Source organism: Ktedonospora formicarum (genome assembly GCF_016587355.1).
Lineage (GTDB): Bacteria > Chloroflexota > Ktedonobacteria > Ktedonobacterales > Ktedonobacteraceae > Ktedonobacter > Ktedonobacter formicarum.
In genome coordinates, this window is record NZ_BNJF01000001.1 from 871,198 (window position 1) to 894,046 (window position 22,849).

At 52.4% G+C, this 22,849-nt stretch carries 15 protein-coding genes, 1 tRNA gene and 1 pseudogene; 8 read left to right on the forward strand and 9 right to left on the reverse strand.

What is annotated here, in order from left to right; all coding sequences use genetic code 11:
- Nucleotides 1–74: 74 nt before the first annotated feature.
- From K3T82_RS03855 to K3T82_RS03870, 4 genes are all read right to left on the reverse strand, one after another.
- Complete coding sequence (locus K3T82_RS03855; RefSeq protein ID WP_220192173.1) at nt 75–995, reverse strand: hydroxymethylglutaryl-CoA lyase; 921 nt, start codon at nt 993–995, stop codon at nt 75–77.
- Nucleotides 992–2,446, reverse strand: a complete 1,455-nt coding sequence (locus K3T82_RS03860) for a hemolysin family protein (protein ID WP_220192174.1) — start codon at nt 2,444–2,446, stop codon at nt 992–994. The genes K3T82_RS03855 and K3T82_RS03860 overlap by 4 nt, the downstream gene beginning before the upstream one ends.
- A gap of 148 nt (nt 2,447–2,594) precedes the next feature.
- Nucleotides 2,595–4,025: a bifunctional UDP-N-acetylglucosamine diphosphorylase/glucosamine-1-phosphate N-acetyltransferase GlmU gene (gene glmU, locus K3T82_RS03865; protein WP_220192175.1), complete on the reverse strand. Its 1,431-nt coding sequence runs from the start codon at nt 4,023–4,025 to the stop codon at nt 2,595–2,597.
- 192 nt (nt 4,026–4,217) lie between these two features.
- Nucleotides 4,218–4,291, reverse strand: a tRNA-Gln gene (locus K3T82_RS03870).
- Nucleotides 4,292–4,672: 381 nt separating this feature from the next.
- On the opposite strand from K3T82_RS03870, the pseudogene K3T82_RS03875 reads away from it, so the two are divergent.
- The 5 genes and pseudogenes from K3T82_RS03875 to K3T82_RS03895 all read left to right on the forward strand — a co-directional run bounded on the left by K3T82_RS03875 (nt 4,673) and on the right by K3T82_RS03895 (nt 11,478).
- A pseudogene (locus tag K3T82_RS03875) lies at nt 4,673–6,279 on the forward strand (carboxyl transferase domain-containing protein).
- Nucleotides 6,280–6,439: 160 nt separating this feature from the next.
- Nucleotides 6,440–7,423 (forward strand): magnesium/cobalt transporter CorA, encoded by a 984-nt coding sequence (corA, locus tag K3T82_RS03880; protein WP_220192176.1) that lies wholly within the window; start codon nt 6,440–6,442, stop codon nt 7,421–7,423.
- A gap of 91 nt (nt 7,424–7,514) precedes the next feature.
- Nucleotides 7,515–8,321, forward strand: coding sequence for an enoyl-CoA hydratase-related protein (locus tag K3T82_RS03885; protein WP_220192177.1), 807 nt, complete (start codon nt 7,515–7,517; stop codon nt 8,319–8,321).
- Between the two features lie 161 nt (nt 8,322–8,482).
- The gene (locus K3T82_RS03890) at nt 8,483–10,501 is read left to right on the forward strand and encodes an acetyl/propionyl/methylcrotonyl-CoA carboxylase subunit alpha (protein WP_236030994.1); all 2,019 of its coding nucleotides are present in this window, start codon (nt 8,483–8,485) and stop codon (nt 10,499–10,501) included.
- Between the two features lie 71 nt (nt 10,502–10,572).
- On the forward strand, nt 10,573–11,478 hold the full coding sequence (locus tag K3T82_RS03895) for an NAD(P)-dependent oxidoreductase (RefSeq protein ID WP_220192178.1): 906 nt from the start codon (nt 10,573–10,575) through the stop codon (nt 11,476–11,478).
- 77 nt (nt 11,479–11,555) lie between these two features.
- Here the strand turns inward: K3T82_RS03895 and K3T82_RS03900 are convergent, their stop codons facing one another.
- From K3T82_RS03900 to K3T82_RS03910, 3 genes are all read right to left on the reverse strand, one after another.
- Nucleotides 11,556–12,662 carry a site-2 protease family protein gene (locus tag K3T82_RS03900; RefSeq protein ID WP_220192179.1) on the reverse strand — a complete coding sequence of 369 codons (1,107 nt, stop codon included), beginning with the start codon at nt 12,660–12,662 and terminating at the stop codon, nt 11,556–11,558.
- Nucleotides 12,663–12,813: 151 nt separating this feature from the next.
- Nucleotides 12,814–14,070 carry an Nramp family divalent metal transporter gene (locus K3T82_RS03905; protein ID WP_220195053.1) on the reverse strand — a complete coding sequence of 419 codons (1,257 nt, stop codon included), beginning with the start codon at nt 14,068–14,070 and terminating at the stop codon, nt 12,814–12,816.
- A 285-nt stretch (nt 14,071–14,355) separates the two neighbouring features.
- Entirely contained in the window at nt 14,356–15,591 is a 1,236-nt protein-coding gene (locus K3T82_RS03910; RefSeq protein WP_220192180.1) for a competence/damage-inducible protein A, read from the reverse strand.
- Between the two features lie 437 nt (nt 15,592–16,028).
- Here K3T82_RS03910 and K3T82_RS03915 point away from each other — a divergent pair, with 437 nt between their 5' ends.
- The 3 genes from K3T82_RS03915 to K3T82_RS03925 all read left to right on the forward strand — a co-directional run bounded on the left by K3T82_RS03915 (nt 16,029) and on the right by K3T82_RS03925 (nt 19,995).
- Complete coding sequence (locus K3T82_RS03915; RefSeq protein ID WP_220192181.1) at nt 16,029–18,413, forward strand: adenosylcobalamin-dependent ribonucleoside-diphosphate reductase; 2,385 nt, start codon at nt 16,029–16,031, stop codon at nt 18,411–18,413.
- A gap of 226 nt (nt 18,414–18,639) precedes the next feature.
- Complete coding sequence (locus tag K3T82_RS03920; protein WP_220192182.1) at nt 18,640–19,191, forward strand: hypothetical protein; 552 nt, start codon at nt 18,640–18,642, stop codon at nt 19,189–19,191.
- A 165-nt stretch (nt 19,192–19,356) separates the two neighbouring features.
- On the forward strand, nt 19,357–19,995 hold the full coding sequence (locus tag K3T82_RS03925; RefSeq protein ID WP_220192183.1) for a DsbA family oxidoreductase: 639 nt from the start codon (nt 19,357–19,359) through the stop codon (nt 19,993–19,995).
- A gap of 84 nt (nt 19,996–20,079) precedes the next feature.
- Here the strand turns inward: K3T82_RS03925 and K3T82_RS03930 are convergent, their stop codons facing one another.
- Nucleotides 20,080–21,255 carry an aminotransferase class I/II-fold pyridoxal phosphate-dependent enzyme gene (locus K3T82_RS03930; RefSeq protein WP_220192184.1) on the reverse strand — a complete coding sequence of 392 codons (1,176 nt, stop codon included), beginning with the start codon at nt 21,253–21,255 and terminating at the stop codon, nt 20,080–20,082.
- A gap of 318 nt (nt 21,256–21,573) precedes the next feature.
- Entirely contained in the window at nt 21,574–22,761 is a 1,188-nt protein-coding gene (gene nifS / locus K3T82_RS03935; RefSeq protein ID WP_220192185.1) for a cysteine desulfurase NifS, read from the reverse strand.
- Nucleotides 22,762–22,849: the final 88 nt, after the last annotated feature.

Genomic DNA, 22,849 nt, shown 5'->3' on the forward strand with positions numbered 1-22,849 from the left:
GCATAACAAAAGAGGAGGCATGCAACCATCAATGTGGGCTGCATGCCTCCTCTCGTTATCGCTTTCTGCGCCCTCTAAACAGGCAAAGTGGAACGAACAGCCTGATAGTATTTGCTGGTAGGTACATGATCGAGAAATGGAGCAATAGTGCTTGTCGCCAGAACAAGCTTCTCCAGGTCCACACCTGTCTCAATGCCCATACCATTGAGCATATAGACCAGGTCCTCAGTCGCCAGGTTACCTGCAGCACCGGGAGCATAGGGACATCCACCAAGTCCCCCGGCAGAGCTATCTACAATGCTGATACCTCGTTGTAACGCCATTAAGACATTCGCGAGGGCTGTTCCTCTCGTATCGTGAAAGTGGACCGCCAGGCGCGATACGGGAATGCTTCCCTTCGAGATAAGCAGATCCAGCACCTCCACGACTTGATTAGGGGTCGCGACGCCAATCGTGTCGCCTAGTGAGAGTTCACTCGCCCCCATCTCCAGGAGAGACTCCGCGACTTCCAATACCTTCGAGGTAGGAACCACACCCTCGTAGGGGCAACCAAAGACGGTCGAAATATAACCACGCACAGCGATGCCCTCACGGCGCGCCAGATCGCAGACAGGGCGAAAATTATCCAGGCTTTGGGCAATGGACGCGTTAATATTATGCTGGGTAAAAGCTTCACTGGCAGCAGTAAAGACAGCAATAGAACGCACGCCAGCGGCTAGAGCACGCTCCATCCCTTTGAGATTGGGAACCAGAACGGGATAGGTCACCCCCTCATGTCTTGCGATCTGTGTCATCACCTCGTCCGCATCGCTCAACTGGGGAATAGCACGCGGGCTTACAAATGATGTAGCCTCCACAACAGGTAAACCTGCATCACTGAGCAAGTCAATGAAGCGGATCTTCGCGGATGCAGGAATCTGCACCTTTTCGTTCTGCAAACCATCGCGTGGTCCAACCTCAACCACGCGCACGCGCTCGGGCCAGTTTGGCGTCATGCCACACCTCCCGATTGCTGATGATATTGGTACTCGGCCTCAGGAACACTGGCATATTGTTCCTTCTGAGGTTCCTGTTGTGCACGCTCCTCTTGTGTGGGAAGCACCAAAACATCAGCATGCTCATGCTCAACATGCGGCTTGCGCTCGACGCGAATCGTAAGAATGCGTCTCCCCTTGGTACCGAGAACCGTAAACGTCAGGCCTTCATAATGAACGCTATCACCAGTCGAAGGTATCTTATCCAGTTGGGCATAAACAAAACCACCCAACGTACCGTAATCCTCGTCCTCCAGTTTCATATCCATAATCTCGTTGAACTCATAGATACTGACCTTAGCGTCGAAGATATACTCGTCATCATTTACCTTCTCATAGAGATTCTCTTCCCGGTCGTATTCGTCCTTAATGTCACCAACAATCTCTTCCATCAAATCTTCGATTGTGACCAGTCCGGTGACAGAACCATATTCATCAACGACAATGACCATATGTACGCGATTCTGACGAATCTCGCGCAACAGATCATCAAGCTTCTTGGTCTCAGGCACAAAGTAGGCAGGTCGCACTAAATCGCGAATCAGCTTCTTATCATGCCCCTCACGCAGTTGTTTAAGCATGTCCTTGGTATACAGGACACCGATAATCTCATCCATTCCCTTCTCAGCATCATACACGGGAATACGCGAGAAGCCCCCCTGCATCGCGACGTCAACAGCCTCAGCCACCGTGTCATCGCTGGCGAGCGTTATCATATCAATACGCGGCACCATGACTTCGCGAGCAGTAGTATCGGCAAATTCAAAGATGCTGTGAATCATCTCAGTCTCAGACTCTTCAAGCACGCCCTCTTCCTCTCCCACTGTAACCAGCATGCGCAACTCTTCCTCAGTCACGAAGGGGCCTTTGCGCTTCACCTGTCCTCCGAGCAAACGAACCAGGGAGGTAGTAATCACGCTCAACAGCCAGACAACCGGGCGCAGGAGCCAGGCCGCGCCACGCACTGGCCCAACCAGCGCACGCGCCCAACGCATGGGGTTCTGTACAGCAGCCGTCTTAGGCGTGATTTCACAGAAGATAAGCACAACAGCGGAAATGAGGACCGAAGCAACAAGTTCTCCCCAGGAGGACGAAAAGCTCAGAGCCAGAACCGTCGCCATACTAGAGGCAACGATAACGGCAACGCTGTTTACAACCAGGATCGTGGAGAGAAAAGCGTTGGGTTCGGCAAGGAGACGCTCAATCTCAAGCGCGGGTTGATCGCCCTCGTCAATGAGATTCTTGAGCTTAATACGACTGACAGAGGTTAGTGCTGTCTCAGCAGCAGAGGCCACACCACAGAGGATCAGCATGATAAGCAGAACTGAAATCTGCAACCATGCCTCCCCATTGAGACTGGGTATGTGGAAATCGATTGCGGCGGCTAAACTACCTAGTTCAGGGCCGTCCATAGTTTTTTAACTGCCTTTCAAAATATGCTCGTGTACATTTCCTCTGCGAAAACTGAGCACTGGCTCCGAAAACCAGATCGATTTTCGCAAAGGAAAGTGGAATACACTTTATACGCAAAGGCATAAGCCTTTGTTACACGAGCACAGCCTATTGTTTCTCGCTGGCGGTAGCGCTGGCATCTTCTTCTTGCTTGAGTGAGCGTAAGAAGCGAGCAGGCACCCCAACAACAAGTGTATCGGCGGGAACATCGCGATTGACGACCGCCCCCGCGCCAGTATATGCACGATCGCCTACAGTGACAGGAGCAACAAGTGTGGTATCACACCCGATAAAAGCCCCCTCTCCTATAATAGTACGATGTTTAGCTTTTCCATCAAAATTGGAAGTGATAGAGCCAGCCGAAATATTGGCCCCACTTCCCACCGTCGCGTCGCCCACATAACTAAAGTGGTGCATCTGCGTTTGTGGTCCCAAATAGGAGTTCTTGACCTCGGCATAGTTACCTAGATAAACCCCACTTGCCAGGTGCGCACCAGGGCGACAATGGCTAAAGGGGCCGACCCGCACATCATCTTCAAGCGTCGCCTCTTCCACAACAGAGTTGCGAATGGAGCAACGAGAGCCAACTACGGACTGATCAATGGTGGTACTGGGTCCGATGGAGCATTCCGCGCCAATCACAGTACGACCCGTCAAGATGGTGTTTGGCAACAAAACCGTATCGCAGCCGATCTCGACCTCGTCATCAATATAGGTGGTGGCGGGATCAAGAATCGTCACACCCGCATACATGTGGCGTTCCAGAATACGTTGGCGCAATACCTGTTCAGCCTGGGCAAGCTGAAGACGGTTATTAATACCTATTGTCTCATCCAACGTGCCCTCAACAGTGGCAATCTCACGCCCTTGCTGGCTGGCGATCTCTATCAGGTCCGTCAGATAATACTCGCCAGCAGGGTTACGCGGCAGGTTCTCAAGGGCAGACCAGAGCCAGGCCCGATCAAAGCAATATACGCCCGAGTTAATCTCGGTAATACGCAATTGTTGCTCTGTGGCGCGCTTGACCTCGACAATACCCTGCACATTCCCTTGCTCATCGCGCACGATACGCCCGAAATCGGAGGGGCCGTTGGCACGCGCGGTCAAGAAGGTAATAGTCGCTTTGTGCAAAATATGTTCAGCCACAATCCCGGCAAAGATGTCTGGATGCACCAAAGGGGTGTCGCCATAGCAAACAAGGACCGTATCGGGTAAAGGGTTAAGCGCATCCACAGCCTCCCTGGCTGCCAGTACAGCATGCCCGGTCCCCAGTTGTTCTTCCTGGATCGCATAATGGCAGCGCTCACCAAAAGCAGCCTCTATTTGCTCGGACTCATGCCCAAGCACTACGACCGGGCGATGAGTGGAGACAGAAGCACGGAGTGGGGCAAAAATAGGTGTAGAAGGGATGGCCTCAACAGCCTTAAGTACATGTTCAAGAAGAGGTGACCCGGCGAGCCGGTGTAGTACCTTATGTAGCTTGGAACGCATCCGTGTTCCCTTGCCAGCGGCAAGTACCACGGTCGCATAAGTATTCATAGCGTGTGCGGCGTGAGACCCCTGTCAGGCGAAAGTAGGCGACGCCGCGTCTCCTTTCAGGTTTCTCGCGATAGCAAATTGGGTTGCAAACCAGTTCCTTTGCGCTTGTGCACTTTCTTGCACAAACAGCAAATCAGACATTAGCATGCTAATGTCTGAGGAGGACATACAATCCTAATTCAAAGTAGAAAGTGGCTCGGGTGCCAAGATTCGAACTTGGGATCGCGGTTCCAAAGACCGCTGCCTTACCGCTTGGCCACACCCGAATATGTGTCCGCCTTTATAATCGCGAACACGTTGTGATTATAACATGCTTCACAGACATTGACAAGAGGATGAACACTGCAATTTCTCAAAAAATCATGCTTCTATCACCTCTCGCATTTTTCGTCCTTCGACGCGCTACTCAAAATCATCGATGCAGACATAAAAGGCGTTTCGAAATCGGTATGCATACAAATCCAATAAATTATCATTCATCTCTATAATTCATTTTTCTTGACGCCGCTTTTACGCGGTGCTATCCTGCATTTGGGAGTACTCTATGGCAAGACGCCTCAAACGTCTCCCGTTTGTTTCTGTGCCGAGAAGAAGCAATGAAGCTTCCTTCAACTTCCCGCATCACTGTCGAGAGGAAACACATACATATGGCTCTGCTTGAATCGCGTATAGATACACATGCTCCCGCCTATCAGGAGAATACACAATATTTTCAGCAACTCCTCGATCAGCTTCAGCAAGATATCCAGAAGGTGCAACAGGGTGGAGGGTCTGAGGCTTTAGCCCGGCATCGCAAGCGCAACAAGCTCTTAGCTCGTGAGCGCGTGCAGCTTCTCTGCGATCCCGATACCCCATTCCTGGAATTGAGCCCACTGGCAGCCTGGGATATGTATGAGAATGAAGCCCCTTCCGCTGGCATTGTTACAGGCATTGGTGTGGTCGAAGGGCAGGAGTGTGTGATCGTAGCCAACGACGCCACCGTGAAGGGGGAACATATTTCCCGATGACGGTGAAGAAGCATTTACGCGCCCAGGAGATAGCCGAACAGAATCACCTTCCCTGTATCTATCTAGTAGACTCAGGAGGTGCATATCTGCCCCTTCAGGACGAGGTCTTTCCCGACCGCGACCACTTTGGACGTATCTTCTATAATCAAGCCCGCATGTCAAGCCAGCGTATACCTCAGATCGCGGTTGTCATGGGCTCCTGTACGGCAGGTGGTGCCTACGTTCCCGCCATGAGTGATGAAACCATTATTGTGCGAGGCAACGGCACAATCTTCCTGGGCGGGCCACCTCTGGTCAAAGCTGCGACTGGTGAGGAGGTCAGCGCGGAAGATCTGGGAGGGGCAGATGTACATTGCCGCACTTCGGGAGTAACCGACCATTATGCTGTCAGCGATGAGCATGCGCTTGCTATCTGCCGGAGCATTGTCTCGCACCTGAACCGGCGCAAGTATCTTCCCTGGGATGTGCGTGAGCCGCGCCCACCGCGCTACGCAGCCAATGAGTTGCTAGGTCTTGTCCCCCGTGATCCACGCAAGAGCTATGATGTGCGCGAGGTGATCGCGCGCCTGGTGGATGATAGCGATTTTCATGAATTCAAAGAGCTGTATGGGACAACACTTGTCTGTGGCTTCGCGCGTTTAATGGGTTACCCCGTAGGGATCATCGCCAATAATGGCATTCTCTTCTCTGAGAGCGCCCTCAAAGCGACCCACTTTATTGAGCTGTGCGCCCAACGCCAGACACCGCTGATCTTCCTCCAAAACATCACTGGTTTTATGGTAGGACGCCAGTACGAAAATGGAGGCATTGCCAAAGATGGCGCGAAGATGGTTATGGCGGTCGCGAACGCACCCGTACCCCGCTTCACCGTCATCATTGGCGGCTCGTTTGGCGCGGGCAACTATGGCATGAGTGGGCGTGCATATTCACCACGCCAACTCTGGATGTGGCCTAACGCGCGCATTTCAGTCATGGGCGGGCTTCAGGCCGCGACGGTACTGGCAACCGTGCGTAAAGAGGGATTGGCCGCACGCGGAAAGAGTATGACATCAGAAGAAGAGGCAGCCTTTATGCAGCCCATTCTTGATAAGTATGAGGCAGAGGGTAACCCATACTATAGCACAGCACGCCTATGGGACGATGGGATCATTGATCCGCGCGACACTCGCACCGTCCTGGGCCTGGGCATCGCCGCCTCGCTCAACGCCCCCCTACCAGAAACACCATTTGGTGTCTTCCGCATGTAACAGGAGTCATACCACATTACTAGGGACAAGATAACGTTACCTTGTCCCATAGTCCCTATCAGCAGCGGCGGAAGATCTTCTTACGTATATGTTATAGTAGAGCACTGATGCACTCAATCCAGATCAGCGACCAGGCACAAGTAAAGGATATACCCGCCGTATGATAAAATCCACATATTGCGATAAGAAGCAGCAAGAATTCCACTCTATCACAGATCTAAATCAGCTAAGCGAATACAAAGATGATCCCAATGCATTCCTCTGGGTTGACCTTCATGATCCCAGTAAAGAAGAATTGGCGAAAATTGGCGAGGAGTTTACCCTCCATCCACTAGCCCTTGAAGACGCGTCTCATGAGCACCAACGGCCTAAGATTGAGGAGTATGACAATTTCTACTTTGTTGTCTTCTATACAGTCAAACTCAATACAGAAAAAGGCGTACTGGAGGTACGTGAGATAGATTTATTTCTGAACAAAAACTATCTCATCACTGTTCATGAGCACCCCATAGATGAACTCAAAGAGATCGAGACTCGTTGGACACGCAATGTCCAACAACTGAACTGGGGTATGGGCATTCTCCTCTATTCTTTTCTGGATACGATTGTGGATGGCTATTTCCCTGTAGTCGACGCCCTGGTCGACCAAACCGAAGATATTGAAGATGGATTATACACGCGCAAAGGGGGATTACACGAACACGATACAGCTCTCAAGCTGCTCTCACTGCGCAAGCAGTTCCTGGCGTTACGCCGAATCGTCACACCACAGCGCGATATTTTGAACGTTCTGACCAATCGGGATAATCCAATCTTCGATGAGCAGATCAATGTCTACTTCCGCGATATCTATGACCATATTTCCCGTCTGGCGGATACGGTAGACCTATATCGAGATCAGTTGAGTAGCACAATGGACGCCAACCTGACTGTAGCCTCGAATGAGCTCAATAAAGTCATGCGTACAATGACCGCCGCCTCGATTATCTTGATGGTTGACTCTCTCATTGCGGGCGTCTATGGCATGAACTTCGTAAACATGCCTGAGCTAAAATGGGAGTATGGCTACTTTATTGTGATCGCCCTTATGCTTTTGCTCACTCTCATAATGAGTCTATTTTTCCGTAAGCTCAGGTGGATCTAGTCTTCTTGGGAAAGACCCCTTCATAGTTACCAGGGCAACAACGTAGATGCCTGCTCGCAGTGCGAGCTATACTCAACGCAGGAGACGTAATATGACAGATTACCAACACCTTACCATTACCTATACACACCAGGAGCGTGTCGCGGTTGTGACACTTCGCCGCCCAGAAGTACGCAACGCCTTCAATACGCAAACGATGCAGGAGCTTGTCAACGCCTTTCAGGTACTAGGGGCAAACATGCATTTGCATGCAGTCGTGCTTACTGGTGAGGGGACTGTCTTTTGCGCAGGCGCGGACGTGAACATGATGCAGCAGAGCGTCAGCTACACGAAAGAGCAGAATCTGGAGGAGGCTTTATATCTTTCGGACCTGATGCATACAATCAATACCCTGCCCTGTCCCCTCATTGGACGCGTGAACGGTGCGGCTCTAGGCGGAGGTGTAGGGTTAATCGCAGTCTGTGACATTGTTATCGCCGTCGAAAGCGCCCGCTTCGCGCTGAGCGAGGTCAAATTAGGCATTGCGCCAGCCGCCATCTCGCCCTATGTCATACGTAAGATTGGTGAGACACACGCGCGCGCTCTCTTCATGACTGGAGAACGCTTTGGAGCAGAGCGCGCACGGCAAATCGGGCTGGTCCATACCATTGTGCCTGTAGACGAACTGGATGAAATGCTTGAAAAAACTATACAGGAGTTGCTTACCAGTGCTCCCGAGGCCGCGCGAGTCTGTAAAGCGTTGGCAATGAGCATAGGCACAATGAGCCATGAAGAGGCTCGAAGCTTTACCGCTACCACCATTGCAACTCTACGCACCAGCGCTGAGGGGCAGGAGGGCCTACGTGCCTTTCTGGAGAAACGCAAACCCAATTGGGTGAAGACATCTCCAAACACCTGAGCCTATTAGGCAAACGTTAGTATTTGTAGAAATATTATCATTCTCAGGTGTTTGTTCGTGCCAGTCGCGGTAGTAGCAGTATTCAAAAACTACGCGCGACAAGTCACGTGCAACTGTTTCGAAGCTCGTCATAGAAAAACACAACGCTGTGGGAAGAGACTATGTTTGAGAAGATACTCATCGCCAACCGAGGCGAAATCGCTATACGCATCCTGGCAACCTGTCGCGAGATGGGCATCCGTACTGTTGCCGTCTATTCAGAAGTAGATCGTAGCGCACGCCACGTGCGCGAGGCTGATGAAGCCTATCTTCTGGGAGCCGCTTCAGCCTCAGAGAGCTATCTGCGCGGCGAGGCCATCCTCGCTATCGCACGCCAATGTGGCGCCGAGGCCATTCATCCTGGCTATGGCTTCCTCTCAGAGAACGCGGACTTCGCAGAAGCATGCGAGCAAGCGGGAATCGTATTTATAGGGCCACCAGCCTCCGCCATGCGAGTTATGGGGTCCAAGATCGCAGCTAAGCGACTCGCCAAAGAGGTGGGAGCACCCACCGTGCCAGGCTATAGCGGTGAACATCAAGATAATGACACGCTCTTAGAGGAGGCGGAGCATATTGGCTTTCCTCTTCTCATCAAGGCTTCAGCCGGAGGCGGCGGGAAAGGCATGCGTACAGTCACCAGCGCTGCTGATCTACCAGAGCAACTCGATGGCGCGAGGCGTGAGGCACGCGCGGCCTTTGGTGATGAAACAATCTTCCTTGAACGTCTAATACAACGCCCACGCCATATCGAGATTCAGGTGCTCGGAGACAAACATGGCAATCTCATTCACCTGGGAGAGCGTGAATGCTCCATTCAACGCCGCCATCAAAAGATCGTAGAGGAGAGTCCCTCTATCGCGCTTACGCCAAAGTTGCGCGCGGAGATGGGTGAGGTCGCCACGCGTATCGCGAAGGCGGCAGGCTATGTGAACGCGGGCACCCTGGAGTTTATGTTGGATGGAGATGGGAACTTTTATTTTCTGGAAATGAATACGCGTCTTCAGGTTGAGCACCCGGTCACGGAACTAATCACGGGTCTGGACCTCGTTCGCCACCAATTGTCTATCGCCGCTGGCGAACCTCTCACAGTGACACAAGAACAAATTAATGCGCGTGGACACGCTATCGAGGTCCGCCTCTATGCCGAAGACCCCCGACAGAGCTTTCTCCCTTCGACGGGTAGCATACAATTATTTCAGCCTCCTCAAGGGCCTGGAGTACGTGTGGATAGCGGTATTGAGTCGGGTGATGAGATTACTCAGTACTACGATCCCATGATTGCCAAGCTGATCGTCTATGGCGAGAACCGACCTGCAGCGCTAGAGCGCCTCACTACTGCTCTTGAGCAGACAGCGCTGCTCGGTGTGACTACAAACCTACCACTCTTGCACACCATCAGCCTCAATCCAGCCTTTCGTCAGGGTGAGACCCCGACTAGCTTCCTTGAGGAGCAAGATATGCTCACTGCTACGGGCGAAGAGTCGCTCCCTTCGGAAGTTCTTATTGTAGCCGCTCTGAGCGATCTCGCGCCTATACTTTTTGAGGATGGACAAGACGCTATACACTCGCCCTGGCAACGACTTGGCCCCTGGCGCATGCCTGGCGGAGCCTTGAATCGCACATATATCTACGCGGAGAGAGAACATACCATCCAGATTGGGCACATTTGGGATACAATAGAGGATAAGAATGCGTCAACACAGCCAAAAAGCTGGGAAATACGTATCGATGACGGCCCCCAGGAGCGTGTGGCCTGCCTGCGAACTGGCCCTGGCGCGTGGCTAATCACGCGTAATGGCTCGCAACACAGGCTCTTTACACAGCGCGATGAACTGAAGCTACAGATCGCCTATCGCGGCTATAGCTACACACTTCATAAGCGGCAAGCGCCAGATGTCACCACCACAGCACATGGAAGTGGATCTGGACATACACAGAAAGCTCTCAAGGCTCCGATGGCGGGCACGCTGGTGAAGATCAACGTTCAGAAGGGCGAGAGCGTCGAAGCCCATCAGGTGCTAGCGGTGCTTAGTGCGATGAAAATGGAGCACTCTATCGTCTCCCCAGGAGTGGGCAGGTTCAGCGTATCCACTATCAGGAAGGCGAGGTCGTCCCTGGTGAAGCCGTCATCATCGAGATAGAGTAAAGCATAATAGAAAGATCTTAAGGGTCTATACGAAAACGCGCTCAGGTTTTCGCAGAAGGAGTAATAATGCAAGTCGGCTTCATTGGCGTAGGTGTCATGGGAGGTCCCATGATCCTCAACCTCCTCAAGAAGGGGCACGAAGTGACCATCTTCGCGCGCCATCCAGAAAAGGCAAGCGTTCAAGAGGTATTACAAGCGGGAGTGCGGCAAGCCCCGTCCCCACGAGCCCTGGCTATGGCGTCCGAGATTGTTATCACTATGGTCGCCAACTCGCCCGACGTAGAAGAGGTCGTCGCTGGTCCCCAGGGTATCTTCGAGGGCGCACGCAAGGGCCTTATCATCATTGATATGAGCACCATCGCACCTAGCGTCACGCGTAAACTGCACGAACAGGCGAGCGAGCGTGGTCTGCACTTCCTCGATGCACCAGTCAGTGGCGGCTCTCAGGGCGCGATCAATGGAACGCTCTCAATTATGGTTGGAGGAGAGCAGAATATCTTTGAACGAGCACGCCCCGTTCTGGCAGCTATGGGCAAAGAGGAAAATATTTTCTATGTCGGCCCCAGCGGAGCCGGAGAAGTTGTCAAAATCGTCAACAACATGCTCGTTGGCACCATCTCGGCCTCCATCGCCGAAGCCTTTGTGCTCGGTGTCAAGGCAGGCGCGGACACAGATACGATGGCAAAGATTATTGGCGTCAGCACAGGAGCAAGCTGGCAGCTCGCGAACCAATTTCCTATGCGAGCCTTCAATGGCAGCTTCAAGCCAGGCTTCATGACCGACTTGCTGCATAAAGATCTGGGGCTAGCCCTTGATCTCGCCGCTGAGAATCAGGCGACCGTCGCTATGACCTCTATCGCGCGCCAGCTCTATGAACTTTCGCGCGCATCTGGGCACGGACGCGATGACTACACAGCTCTGATGCAGGCCCTGGAACAGCTTGCAGGCGTCGAAGTCCGCAGCAAACAATAATGGAGAATTGAACACGGAAGGGGTAGGGAAATGGAGTGCTTCTCCCATTTCCCTACCCCTTCTCTAATGCTCAGTTTCTAAACAATCATGTTGTGAGCGGTCGACATACCCAGGAATAATACTGCCGCCAGAGCAAAGTAGAGTATAGAAACCAGAATGCGTGTTGAGAGCGGGACTGTGTAGAAAGCCTTCATCTGGGGACTATCAGCTTTAAAGCGCCCAGAGAAGAACTGTGAGGCCGCCAGCACTATGATGAGGATCAGCCAGAATGAGAAGATGCCATTGATCCACTCCCAGACTTGGAAGCCTAACAGGGCGATAAAGCCCACAATCCATACACGCCTGTCGACAGCTGCCAATATGCGCCCACCATCGAAGGGGACAACCGGGATCAGGTTCAGCAGATTGATGAAAAAACCAAAGTAGGCCAGCGCGGCCCAGATGGTACGCGGATCTGGCTGCAACTGGGCGATTGCCAGACAGACGAAAGCTGAGATAGCCCCCGCGATAGGGCCACCAATACTAATCTCCGCATCGTCTTTGGCGTTCGTAGGTAGACGCTGAAGCAGCGTCATCGCACCAAAGAAGGGAATGAAGACGATACCACCTACTGGCATACCCTTGAGCTTGAGAACAAGGGCGTGCCCTAGCTCATGAATAAAAAGCAAAGCCACAATGCCAACAGCAAATTGCCAACCGAAGGCAATTGAGTAGGCTCCAATAGTAACAAGCGCAGAGATAGCCCCCCAACCAAACTTGAGCACTAAAGCGAAACCTTTAAGCTTCAGGAGCCAGGTAAAGAGTGCCACGATTGCCGTACCGATACCCGCTAACCCGCCCTTCTTCCGGGCACCACCTTCAGCGCTACCACGCTCCGCTGCCTCGCGCTGCTCCACACCAACATCGGCTGTATAGCCCTCCATGCTTTGCGGACCTCGATACTCCCCTGCCTCTTCCATCACATTAGTTTCATAGACATGATTCGCATGTGAACTGTAGGGATTATACGTTTGGTAAGAAGCGGACTCGGGATAGATCTTCTCTCCCTGCTCCTCACTTGGAGGCGCATAGAAATCCGGGCGGGTATAGTTATTCGGCTCGCCCGTCTCTTCACGCTCATGGCCGCTATATTCCCTGTATGTATAGCCACCTTCGGTAGAGGTATTATCTCGCTCGTAATTCACGCATTGCCTCGCTTCCGCGCTTCTTCACGCTTTCTGCATCAGAATATACTACAGGTAAAAACATAGTAATACCACACCTTATTCCAGATTGTACCAGCACCATGCTCACTCATCAAGGAGCAAGCCCACATCATGTAGGGCGCTCCCACTACTAGCCTGTGAAGATGGGGAGAATATAGTTAGTAAGCAACCAGAGAAGAACTAGAATGGTAATCAGGATCACTGTCACCCAGGATATGATGTTGAAAGCCAGTCCGTTCACTCGCCGTCCCATCAAGCGCCGTTTATTTACTAACAAGATAATAAAGACTAGCAAAACAGGCAGCATGGCAGCATTTAAGCCCTGAAGGAAGACCAGAACTTGGATGATCGGCAAACCTGGAATCAACGTTACAATCACACCCAAAATAATCAGGCCAGTAAAGATACTCTGAAAGACAGGGGCCTCGCTAAAGCTGCGCGAGACACCACGCTCAAACCCAAAGGCTTCGCAGATGCCATAAGCGGTTGAGAGAGGCAAGACGGCGGCAGCGAGCAGCGATGCGCCAAAGAGACCAACTCCAAAGAGCAATGAGGCAGATGGCCCGATAATCTGCTTCAATGAGAAGGCCGCATCCAGCGCAGTTTCAACTGGATGGTGAATGGGGTAGAGCGTTGTCCCTGTCACAATAATCACAAAAGCCGCGACAACAACCGCGAAAATAGTTCCGCTATAGACATCAAGTTGTTCGTAGAAGTATTCGCCCGCGTGAATCCCCTTATCGGCAACTGAAGACTGGATGAAGAATTGCATATATGGACTGATAGTGGTACCTACCAGAGCCACCGCTGCAAGCAAATACTTCTCATCGCTGCTAAATGTGGGTACGATGATTTGTCTGCCAACCTGCCCCCAGTCAGGATGCGCGGCAAAGGCCACAGGAACATAGACCAGGAAACCGAGCGACATAAGAAGAAAGATAATTTCGACCCGGCGATATGATCCCTTCATGACCAGAAACCAGAGCACCACTGCGGATAGTGGTACCACAATATAAATAAGCGGCGTATTCACATTTCCTGCTAACACCTGGACGCTCATAGCAATACCCATGAACTCAGAGATGGTAACACCAGTGTTTGCAACCAGCAATGCGAGCATCGCAATGGCGGCCCACCTGACCCCAAACTGCTCACGTATCAGGTCCGCCAGTCCCTTTCCCGTTACCGCGCCCATACGCGCGCACATCTCCTGCACAATTGCCAGGCAGAAGCCAGCAACCACCAACGCCCAGAGGAGGCCATAACCAAAATCTGCTCCAGCAGTTGAGAAAGTGGCGATACCTCCGGCATCATTACCTGCGCTGGCGGCAATCAGACCCGGTCCCAGGACGGTGAAAAGCTTTAAGAGCGGTGAAGAGCGGCTGATGCGAAAGCGCGAGCGCCGCTTCTGCTCAACGTGCTCTCGTGGGGGTTCTTCGTCTTTAGGCGCTTTGTATCCATAAGCCCGTACTCAGAGGGAGCGAGACATCACCTCGCATCTCTCCAAACCTTTCCCTATCCATTTTCTTTGTTGCCTTCATCATAGCACGCCTGATAGATGCGTACAACGCGTAGACGGCAGCACTCAAAATGAAGCAATCAATAAATTCCCGAACACTGTTTATAAAATGTACAGTGTTCGGAAATGCAAGCTAATCTGCGGCACAACAAGCTATTTGGGCCTGACACGCCCCTCTAGATAGAGCCGAAGTAAATTGAGGGCAGTATTTACGGCGATTCGCTTGTTATCTGATCGGCTCGCGCGCCAGCCAGGACCCATGCCGGTAACGACTCCATTTGGTCCCGCAACCGCAATATACATGGTGCCTACCGGTTTGCCATCAAGTTCTTCTGGGCCAGCGACGCCAGTGATGCCAATACCAAAGTTGGTGCCAAGTTGCGCGCAGACAGCCTTCGCCATCGCAATGGCCGTCTCTTCGCTTACCACACCATAGCGCTCAATTGTCTCACGTGGCACGCCAAACTGGACTTTAAGATCCGTGCTATAGGAAACAACACCGCCTATAAAATGGCTGGAACTGGTTTTGAAATCCGTAATCGTACTCGCGAGCTGACCGCCAGTAAGCGATTCCATCACAGAAAGTGTCTGCTGACGTGCCTGAAGGAGTGAGCCAGTGACGCTTGCTAAGGTATCCTTGTCGATGCCAAAGATATGATCACCCAGAATCCCGCGTGCCTTAAGCTCTACTTCAGAGATCAAACGCTCCGCCTCCTCAGCCGTGGTCGCCTTGGCGCTAATACGCACATCAACCGCATCCTGCTTAGCGTACGTGGCGACTGTAGGATTCGTGGCATGAATCAGGTCTTGCAAACGCTCTTCGACCGTCGACTCGCCCAGGCCCGAGACACGTAATAGACGAGTAAAGATCGTGCCACCCAGGTGTGCAGCCAGCAGAGGGATAGCCTCCTCCTCCCACATACGAAACATCTCATGTGGAACGCCGGGCATGGCAACAAGATACGTATTATCTTTGTGGACAAACCAGCCCGGCGCGGACCCACGTGGATTGGGAAGGGCTTGCGCCGAAGGAATCAGGGTTGCCTGCTTGAGATTACGCTCTGGCATCTCACGGCCTTTAAAGCGTGCACGTAATTCTGCCTCTAGTACAGGGTCAACCCGCATCTCTTCGCCCAGGAGCGCGCTAATCGATTCGCGGGTTACATCATCTTCGGTTGGCCCCAGGCCGCCCGTCATTATAATCAGATCGGAGCGCTCGAAGGCGCGACTCAAGGTCCCGACAACGCGCTCCTGGTTATCACCTACTTGCGAGACATGGAAGAGATCGACGCCCAGGCCCGCGAGGCTCTGGGCCAGGTAAGTCGCATTGGTATCTGTTATATGCCCGAGCAAGAGCTCAGTTCCACAGGAAATAATTTCAGCCCGCATGGAGTTCCTCTCATTAGCTTAAGATTGTCTTATGGCGCACCAATAGCACACTTATACGTGTCCTCAATCATACCACACACCCGACAAACACAATATATTGTGTTAAAATATATTCATCGACACAATATATTGACACAGAGGGCTTGTAATTAAGGCTCATTCTGGGTATACTGGTTAGCGTAAACACGATACCAGACTACACGCAAAGAAGCGCAACCATTCAGTGCCAACAGGTATGCCAATCATACCCACTTTCGCCGCATACCTTCAACACTTATATGTTTCATATCATATCTAGCTCGAATCACACGCTAAACAATCTTTGGCTAACTATTTCGTCTTGCGCATAGAACATATATACTATCCTGGTTTTACCGCTCTCGCGGCACCAAGACGGCAGTGGCCTGGACACAATTAATTTTAAGGAGCATTTACGAATGGTAGACCAACAGAAGTCATCCACATCAGTTTTATCTAATACCGCGCCGCGCCAGAAAACTCAGTTAGAAGGCATCCGCCAGAAGGTATTTATCGATAGGTACTCGCTCAAAGATACCTCGGGACAGCCAATGGAGCAGCATCCCGAAGATATGTGGGCCCGTGTGGCTCGTGGCATCGCCTCCGTCGAGGAGACAGATGAGAAGCGCGCGATCTGGCAAGAGCGCTTCTACGACGCTCTTTCCGACTTCCAGTTCGTGCCTGGCGGGCGCATCCTGGCTGGTGGCGGCACCGGCCATCAGGTCACATATTACAACTGCTATGTCATCCCCAGCCCAGATGACAGCCGCCAGGGCATTCTCGACAATCTCAAGGTCATGACTGAGATCATGGCGCGTGGAGGTGGTGTTGGTATCAACCTCTCCACATTACGCCCGCGTGGCTCCTACATTAAGACAGTCAATGGTACAGCATCAGGTCCCTGTTCCTGGGCACAGTTATATTCAGTGGCCACAGGAGATGTCATCCAGCAAGGTGGCTCCCGAAGAGGGGCTTTAATGCTCATGCTGGATGATACGCATCCAGACATAGAAGAGTTTATTACAGTCAAAAAGAAGCCTGGCATGATCGAACATGCCAACCTCTCCGTTTGCGTCTCGGATGCCTTTATGAAGGCGGTCAAGGACGATGCAGACTGGCAATTGACCTGGCAAGGAGAAGTCAGGAAAACGCTCAAGGCTCGCCACTTATGGGATCTGATTTGTAAATCAGCCTGGGAGTCTGCTGAGCCGGGCGTCGTCTTCATGGATCGCTGTAATAAGGAAGCCAATACCTGGTACTATGAAAACATACGCTGCGTCAATCCATGTGGCGAGCAACCGCTTCCAGAGTGGGGAGTTTGTAATCTTGGAGCGCTGAATGTCGCCGCATTTGTGACCAATGGCGAGATGAATTGGCAACGCCTTGCAGAGATAAGCAAGGTCGCGATGCGCTTCCTCGATAATGTCATCGACGCAACGGGCTACTTCTTCGATGAGAACCGGGAAGCCCAATTGGGAACCCGGCGCACGGGCCTGGGCACAATGGGACTGGCAGATGCCCTCATCAAGATGCGTGTGGCCTATGGGAGCGCGGCATCGATCCCGGTTATTGAGCGCATCTACTCAACAATCCGTGACGCGGCCTACGAAGCCTCTATCGAGATTGCCAGCGAGAAGGGGTCATTCCCGCGCTTTGAGTCTGACAAGTACCTGCAAGGCAAGTTCATCAAGCGCCTGCCGAAGACACTTCAAGAGAAGATTAAAAAGCATGGTATTCGCAACGCCGTCCTACTGACACAGGCGCCCACAGGCACAACCAGCCTACTCTCAGGCGTCAGTTCGGGCATCGAACCGGTCTTTGATTTCGCCATGATCCGTCGAGACCGCACTGGCGAGCACATTCTCTACCATCATCTGCTCCAGGAGTGGCGTGACGCGCATCCCAACGAGCCCACGCCATCCTACTTTGTCTCATCCAAGGATCTCTCGCCAGAAGAGCATGTACGGGTTCAAGGCACGATCCAGCGCTACACTGACGCCAGTATTAGCAAGACGGTCAACGCGCCTAATAGCCATACTGTCGAACAGGTGGAGGATCTATATCGCATGGCCTACGAGATGGGCTGCAAAGGTGTAACGTACTATCGAGATGGCTCACGCGATGCAGTGCTCACACGTATCGAGGATGAGAAGCAGCAGAAGTCTATCGAAGAGAAAGAGGCCAATACTCAGAGCGTAATGATGGAGCCAGTGACCTCGATCCGACAGGGTATTAAGGAGCGACCAGCTGTAGTGCATGGGTATACTCGTCAGGTACGCGCGCCTGAGGGCAAGATCAACGTCACGATCAATAGCGACGAGCAAGGCCCCTTTGAAGTCTTCGTCACCCTGGGCAAGGCAGGTAGTGATATTGCCGCGCTCTCAGAGGCTCTAGGTCGCCTGATCTCGCTCAATCTACAACTGCTCAGCCCACTCTCGCCCATGGATCGCGCCAAGGTTATCACTGAACAACTCCGTGGCATTGGCGGAAGTCGCTCAGTTGGCTTCGGTATCCAGCAAGTACGCTCTCTACCAGATGGAGTCGCGCGCGCGCTCGAGCTACATATTGAGTCGCAATCTGACACAAATGGCGATCCAGCGGACCCGGAGGGAGAAGGCACATCTTTCCAGGTCACGAAATCTATAGAGCCACCCCTCAATGGTCAGAATGGCACGCACCACAATCCCAATGATCTGAGTATGCTGAACCTGACAGGCAACCTCTGCCCTGAATGCGACTGCAACACGATGGTCAATGAGGAAGGCTGCCGCAAATGCTATAACTGCGGTTACAGCGAATGCTAAACTAACCTCAGAACATAATGTACTTCACAGAGCGCGATGGGAATCCATCGCGCTCTGTGCGTTCCCCTCCGATCCCCTTCCACTATTTCGCCTTTCCTGAGAGAATCTTGAGCCCTGCTAAGTAGATTTTGATCCGGCCTTTATCAATATCGCTTTATACTAATAGCAGCAGACGGAATACTTTCTCTACCAAACAGCCCGCACGGCGACAAGAACGGATGAGCCTATGCGATATCTACTCTTACCATTTACACACGGCATCGATAAAGAGGCCATCGATCAATCACTCGCACTTGCCCGCAACCTCTCCGCATGCCTGGTATGTGTCGCGTTGATCCCACTTCGACCAGGAAGTAACAAAGGGGTACGCCTCGAGTATATTCAGCAAGCCAAGGACTTTCTAGAATACACACGCCATCGAGCAAAGCGCGCGGGAGTGACCCTGGAGCGTATGGAATTACGCACCTCTCATCTGGAGAACTGTATTTTACACATCTCAAAGGAAATGGACAACGCTCCCATTTTGCTCTTCACACGAGGCGAGCAGAGCATCATGCTTGACACCTCTATGATTATTAGCCTCATGGAGAACAAGCATAGCTGCTACTACCTTGTTCTGCTTACACAGCGCAACGGAAGCATTACGCTACCGCGTATACTTTTCCCATTGCTGAAGAAGTATGAGGGGACACCTGATGAACCTGTGTTACGATTCGCCACGCCCCATGTGGCATCCTCACCATTCCCCCCCTCCGGGCGCTTCAGGCGGCAGATTTAGTCTACTCTCGTCGGATAACACCCGGAAGTGACCGCTAGCCCACCTCAATCATCGAGCCGTATCCGCTAGCTTGTTTGACAGATCTCTCCTGAGCGCGATATGCTGTTACCGTATGCTTTACTTTCTGAAGTACGACGTTAATAATATCCCTATGGAGAGATAATTATGGGAATGGAAGCAACATCACCCAAGATCGTTAACTTTCACTTTGACCCGCTCTGCCCGCTGGCTTGGCGTACTGCTCTCTGGATGCGCAACGTGCGTCAGGAGCGACCAGTACAGATCACCTGGAAACTTTTCAGTCTGGAGGTTGTTAACCGGCAGGAAGGAACTCAACCCGATTACGTGAACGGTAGAGGTTGGACAGCTCTCCGTACCCTGGCTCTTGCGCGTCGCCAAAAAGGGAACGAAGCAATTGAGAAACTCTATATCTCTCTGGGCAATGCCGCTCATGGCCGCAAGGAGAACATTAGCGACCGTTCAGTGGTGGAGGTAGCAGCACAAGACGCTGGTCTGGGTAGCGAGTTTGTGGCGCAAGCACTTGCCGATGAATCAACGATTCAGGATGTGCTGAACGATCATAAAGAGGCCGTAGATCGCTATGCAGCCTTCGGAGTTCCAACTATTGCCTTCGAGGGTGAGACCGTTGGCTTCTACGGACCCGTTATTCATAGCGTTCCCGCTGGAAAGGATGCGACTGAACTCTGGGATCATTTCTCCTGGTTCTTGACTCAGCCCAACGTCTTCGAGATGAAGCGGGATCGTGTTCAGGCTCCAGTCTGGGAGGCAGTTTCTGCTAATTAGTATATAAAGCAAGAGGGGCTCCCTTGACACTTGCTCGATACAGGCGTCAGGGGAGCCCCTCTTGCTTTTCTTGCGGAACGTCTTCTACTTCGCGTAACGCACCAGAAGACGTTCGATACGAACTAGCGCCTCTTCCAGTTTTTCATAGGAGGTACAGTATGCACAGCGTACATACCCCTGACCAGCCTCACCAAATGAGCTTCCTGGCACTACTGCCACCTGTTCCTCAAAGAGAAGCTTTTCGGCAAACTCCTCATCACTCAGCCCGGTATGCTTGATGGAAGGAAAGGCATAGAAAGCGCCCCGAGGCTCGCAGCAAGCAAGGCCCAGGCGATTGAGGCCCGCGACAAACATCTGTCCACGGCGTGCGTACTCATCATGCATACGTTTAACATCGTCATCACCATAACGTAAGGCGTGCAGAGCAGCCTCCTGTGGCGCGGTCCCAGCGCACATAATGGTGTACTGGTGAATCTTGAGCATGGCCTCTAGAATCTCAGTCGAGGCCGCGACATACCCCACACGCCAACCAGTCATAGCATACGATTTGGAGAAACCATCCATAAGGATAGTTCGCTCTTTCATTCCGGGCAAGGACGCAATGCTGCAATGCTCAACCCCATACGTCAAGCGGCTGTATACCTCGTCCGAGAGTACAATCAAATCATGCTCAATTGCCAATGCAGCGATCTTTGCCAGTTCCGCCTGCGGAATTACCGCACCAGTCGGGTTGTTGGGATTACCCAGCAGAATCATCTTGGTGCGAGGGGTAATGGCAGCGGCAATCTCCTCGGCGCGCACGGCGAAATCATATTGCGCGTAGGTTGGTACAGGTACAGGTACGCCTCCGGCGAAGATGATGTCGGCCTCATAAGCTACGTAACCAGGATCTGGCGCGATCACCTCATCACCTGGATCAATGATCGTACGCATAGCCAGGTCAACACCTTCGCTCACACCTACCGTTACCAGGATCTGCTTCGCGGGATCATACTCAAGGCCATATAGCCCCTGTAGCTTCTTCGCGATCTCTTGACGCAACTCAATCATGCCGTAGTTCGAGGTATATTGTGTATGCCCTTCGGCAATTGAACGTATCCCCGCCTGGCGAATGTGTTCCGGTGTTACGAAGTCCGGTTCTCCGACGCCGAGTGAAATAACCTCTGGCATCGTGTTGATAATATCAAAGAATTTGCGGATGCCAGAAGGTCTTACCTGTCGCACTCTCTGGGACAGGATTTCACGCTTTAACGTATCCATCCCCAAAAACCCTTTCTTTTCGTCCGATATCTGGAGGCTGCGTTGAGAGAGACCTCTGCAACAAGATCTGGCACTACAATGGTCTTCTGTACCAACATTCTCTAAGAAGCGCGTCAAGTCAGCACCTCCAACCTCCCACACTTCCACTGTAGCACAAAACCCTAGGGGTTACAATGAGCCAATTACCTCTTCGAGCAAGTGCAGCAGAGCCATTTCATCCGGGGGGTACCGCGATGCTGCAAGACAAAACAGAGAGCCAGCCACGCCCATAATGCATAACTTGCTCTCTGTTTTCCTTTTTGGATCAGGTATTTGGTACTATAAGCCCAGAGTACGCACCTTCTCTACCACACCTGGCAAAATGGAGATGACCCGCTCAACCTCTTCCTCTGTATTTTTCTTGCCAAGCGTCAGGCGCAGGCTTCCATGCGACCATTCAGGCGCAAAACCCATCGCTTCCAACACATGTGAGGGATCGACAGAACCCGAGGTACAGGCTGAGCCAGTTGAAGCGGCGAGACCTAGCATATCCAGGTGAATCAGAATGGACTCACCCTCCACGCCCTCAAAGCAGAAGCTTGCGTTGTTCGCCAGTCGCAGAGTGGGATGGCCTGTCAAGCGACTACGAGGAATAGTCAGGATGCCTTCTATCAGGCGATCTCGCAGTCGCCGCAGGCGAGGCGTAACAACCTCAAGCTCTTCCTGAGCCAGGCGCAGGGCCGTCGAGGTCCCTACGATCCCTGCGACATTCTCAGTTCCCGCGCGTCTCCCGCGCTCCTGTGAGCCTCCCTGTAGTTGAGGCAGAATACGTTTCCCCTGCCTGACATAAAGAATGCCCATTCCTTTGGGGCCATAGAACTTGTGCGACGAGAGCGTGAGCAGGTCGACGTTCAGTTCAGCAATATCAAGAGGAAGGGCGCCACCCGCCTGGACCGCGTCGACATGGAAGGGAATCTTGCGCGCGCGACAGATCTTCCCAATCTCGGCAATAGGCTCAATGGTACCGACCTCGTTGTTAGCATACATGATGGAGACCAACACAGTACGGTCAGTAATGGCTCGCCCCACTGCGTCGGGGTCGATAAGGGCGTATTCATCGACAGGCAGATAGGTTGTCTCAAAGCCAAAACGTTCCAGGTAGTTGCAGGTATGAAGAACAGCGTGATGCTCAATTGAGCTGGTTATAATATGGTTGCCCTTCTTTTGCGAGGCGAAGGCCATCCCTTTTATCGCAAGGTTATCACTCTCGGAACCACAGCCCACAAAGGCGATCTCGGCAGGCTGGCAATTGAGGATCTGAGCAACCTCTTCGCGTGAGTGCGAAATAGCTTGTAAGGCTTGGCGGCCCAGGGCGTAGATGCTGCTAGCATTGCCATACTCTTCGGTCAGGTGCGGCATCATGGCCTCAAGAACACGCGGATCTAGCGCGGTTGTGGCGGCATGATCCATATAGATAAGGCGCTGCGTATTCGTTGACGCAACAGAATTTGAAGCATGCTCTGGCATAACGATTTCCTGCTTGGCTTGCGAGCTCACCAGGCTATAATGAACACATTCATTCAAAGAGTCAGTACCACAGTAGAGCTCGCCTACT

Bases quoted from the DNA above. Each gene is read 5' to 3' on its own strand.
- K3T82_RS03855 (WP_220192173.1), bottom strand. From the start codon at position 995: ATGACGCCAAACTGGCCCGAGCGCGTGCGCGTGGTTGAGGTTGGACCA.
- K3T82_RS03860 (WP_220192174.1), bottom strand. From the start codon at position 2,446: ATGGACGGCCCTGAACTAGGTAGTTTAGCCGCCGCAATCGATTTCCAC.
- glmU (WP_220192175.1), bottom strand. From the start codon at position 4,025: ATGAATACTTATGCGACCGTGGTACTTGCCGCTGGCAAGGGAACACGG.
- corA (WP_220192176.1), top strand. From the start codon at position 6,440: ATGATAAAATCCACATATTGCGATAAGAAGCAGCAAGAATTCCACTCT.
- K3T82_RS03885 (WP_220192177.1), top strand. From the start codon at position 7,515: ATGACAGATTACCAACACCTTACCATTACCTATACACACCAGGAGCGT.
- K3T82_RS03890 (WP_236030994.1), top strand. From the start codon at position 8,483: ATGTTTGAGAAGATACTCATCGCCAACCGAGGCGAAATCGCTATACGC.
- K3T82_RS03895 (WP_220192178.1), top strand. From the start codon at position 10,573: ATGCAAGTCGGCTTCATTGGCGTAGGTGTCATGGGAGGTCCCATGATC.
- K3T82_RS03910 (WP_220192180.1), bottom strand. From the start codon at position 15,591: ATGCGGGCTGAAATTATTTCCTGTGGAACTGAGCTCTTGCTCGGGCAT.
- K3T82_RS03915 (WP_220192181.1), top strand. From the start codon at position 16,029: ATGGTAGACCAACAGAAGTCATCCACATCAGTTTTATCTAATACCGCG.
- K3T82_RS03920 (WP_220192182.1), top strand. From the start codon at position 18,640: ATGCGATATCTACTCTTACCATTTACACACGGCATCGATAAAGAGGCC.
- K3T82_RS03925 (WP_220192183.1), top strand. From the start codon at position 19,357: ATGGGAATGGAAGCAACATCACCCAAGATCGTTAACTTTCACTTTGAC.
- K3T82_RS03930 (WP_220192184.1), bottom strand. From the start codon at position 21,255: ATGGATACGTTAAAGCGTGAAATCCTGTCCCAGAGAGTGCGACAGGTA.
- nifS (WP_220192185.1), bottom strand. From the start codon at position 22,761: ATGCCAGAGCATGCTTCAAATTCTGTTGCGTCAACGAATACGCAGCGC.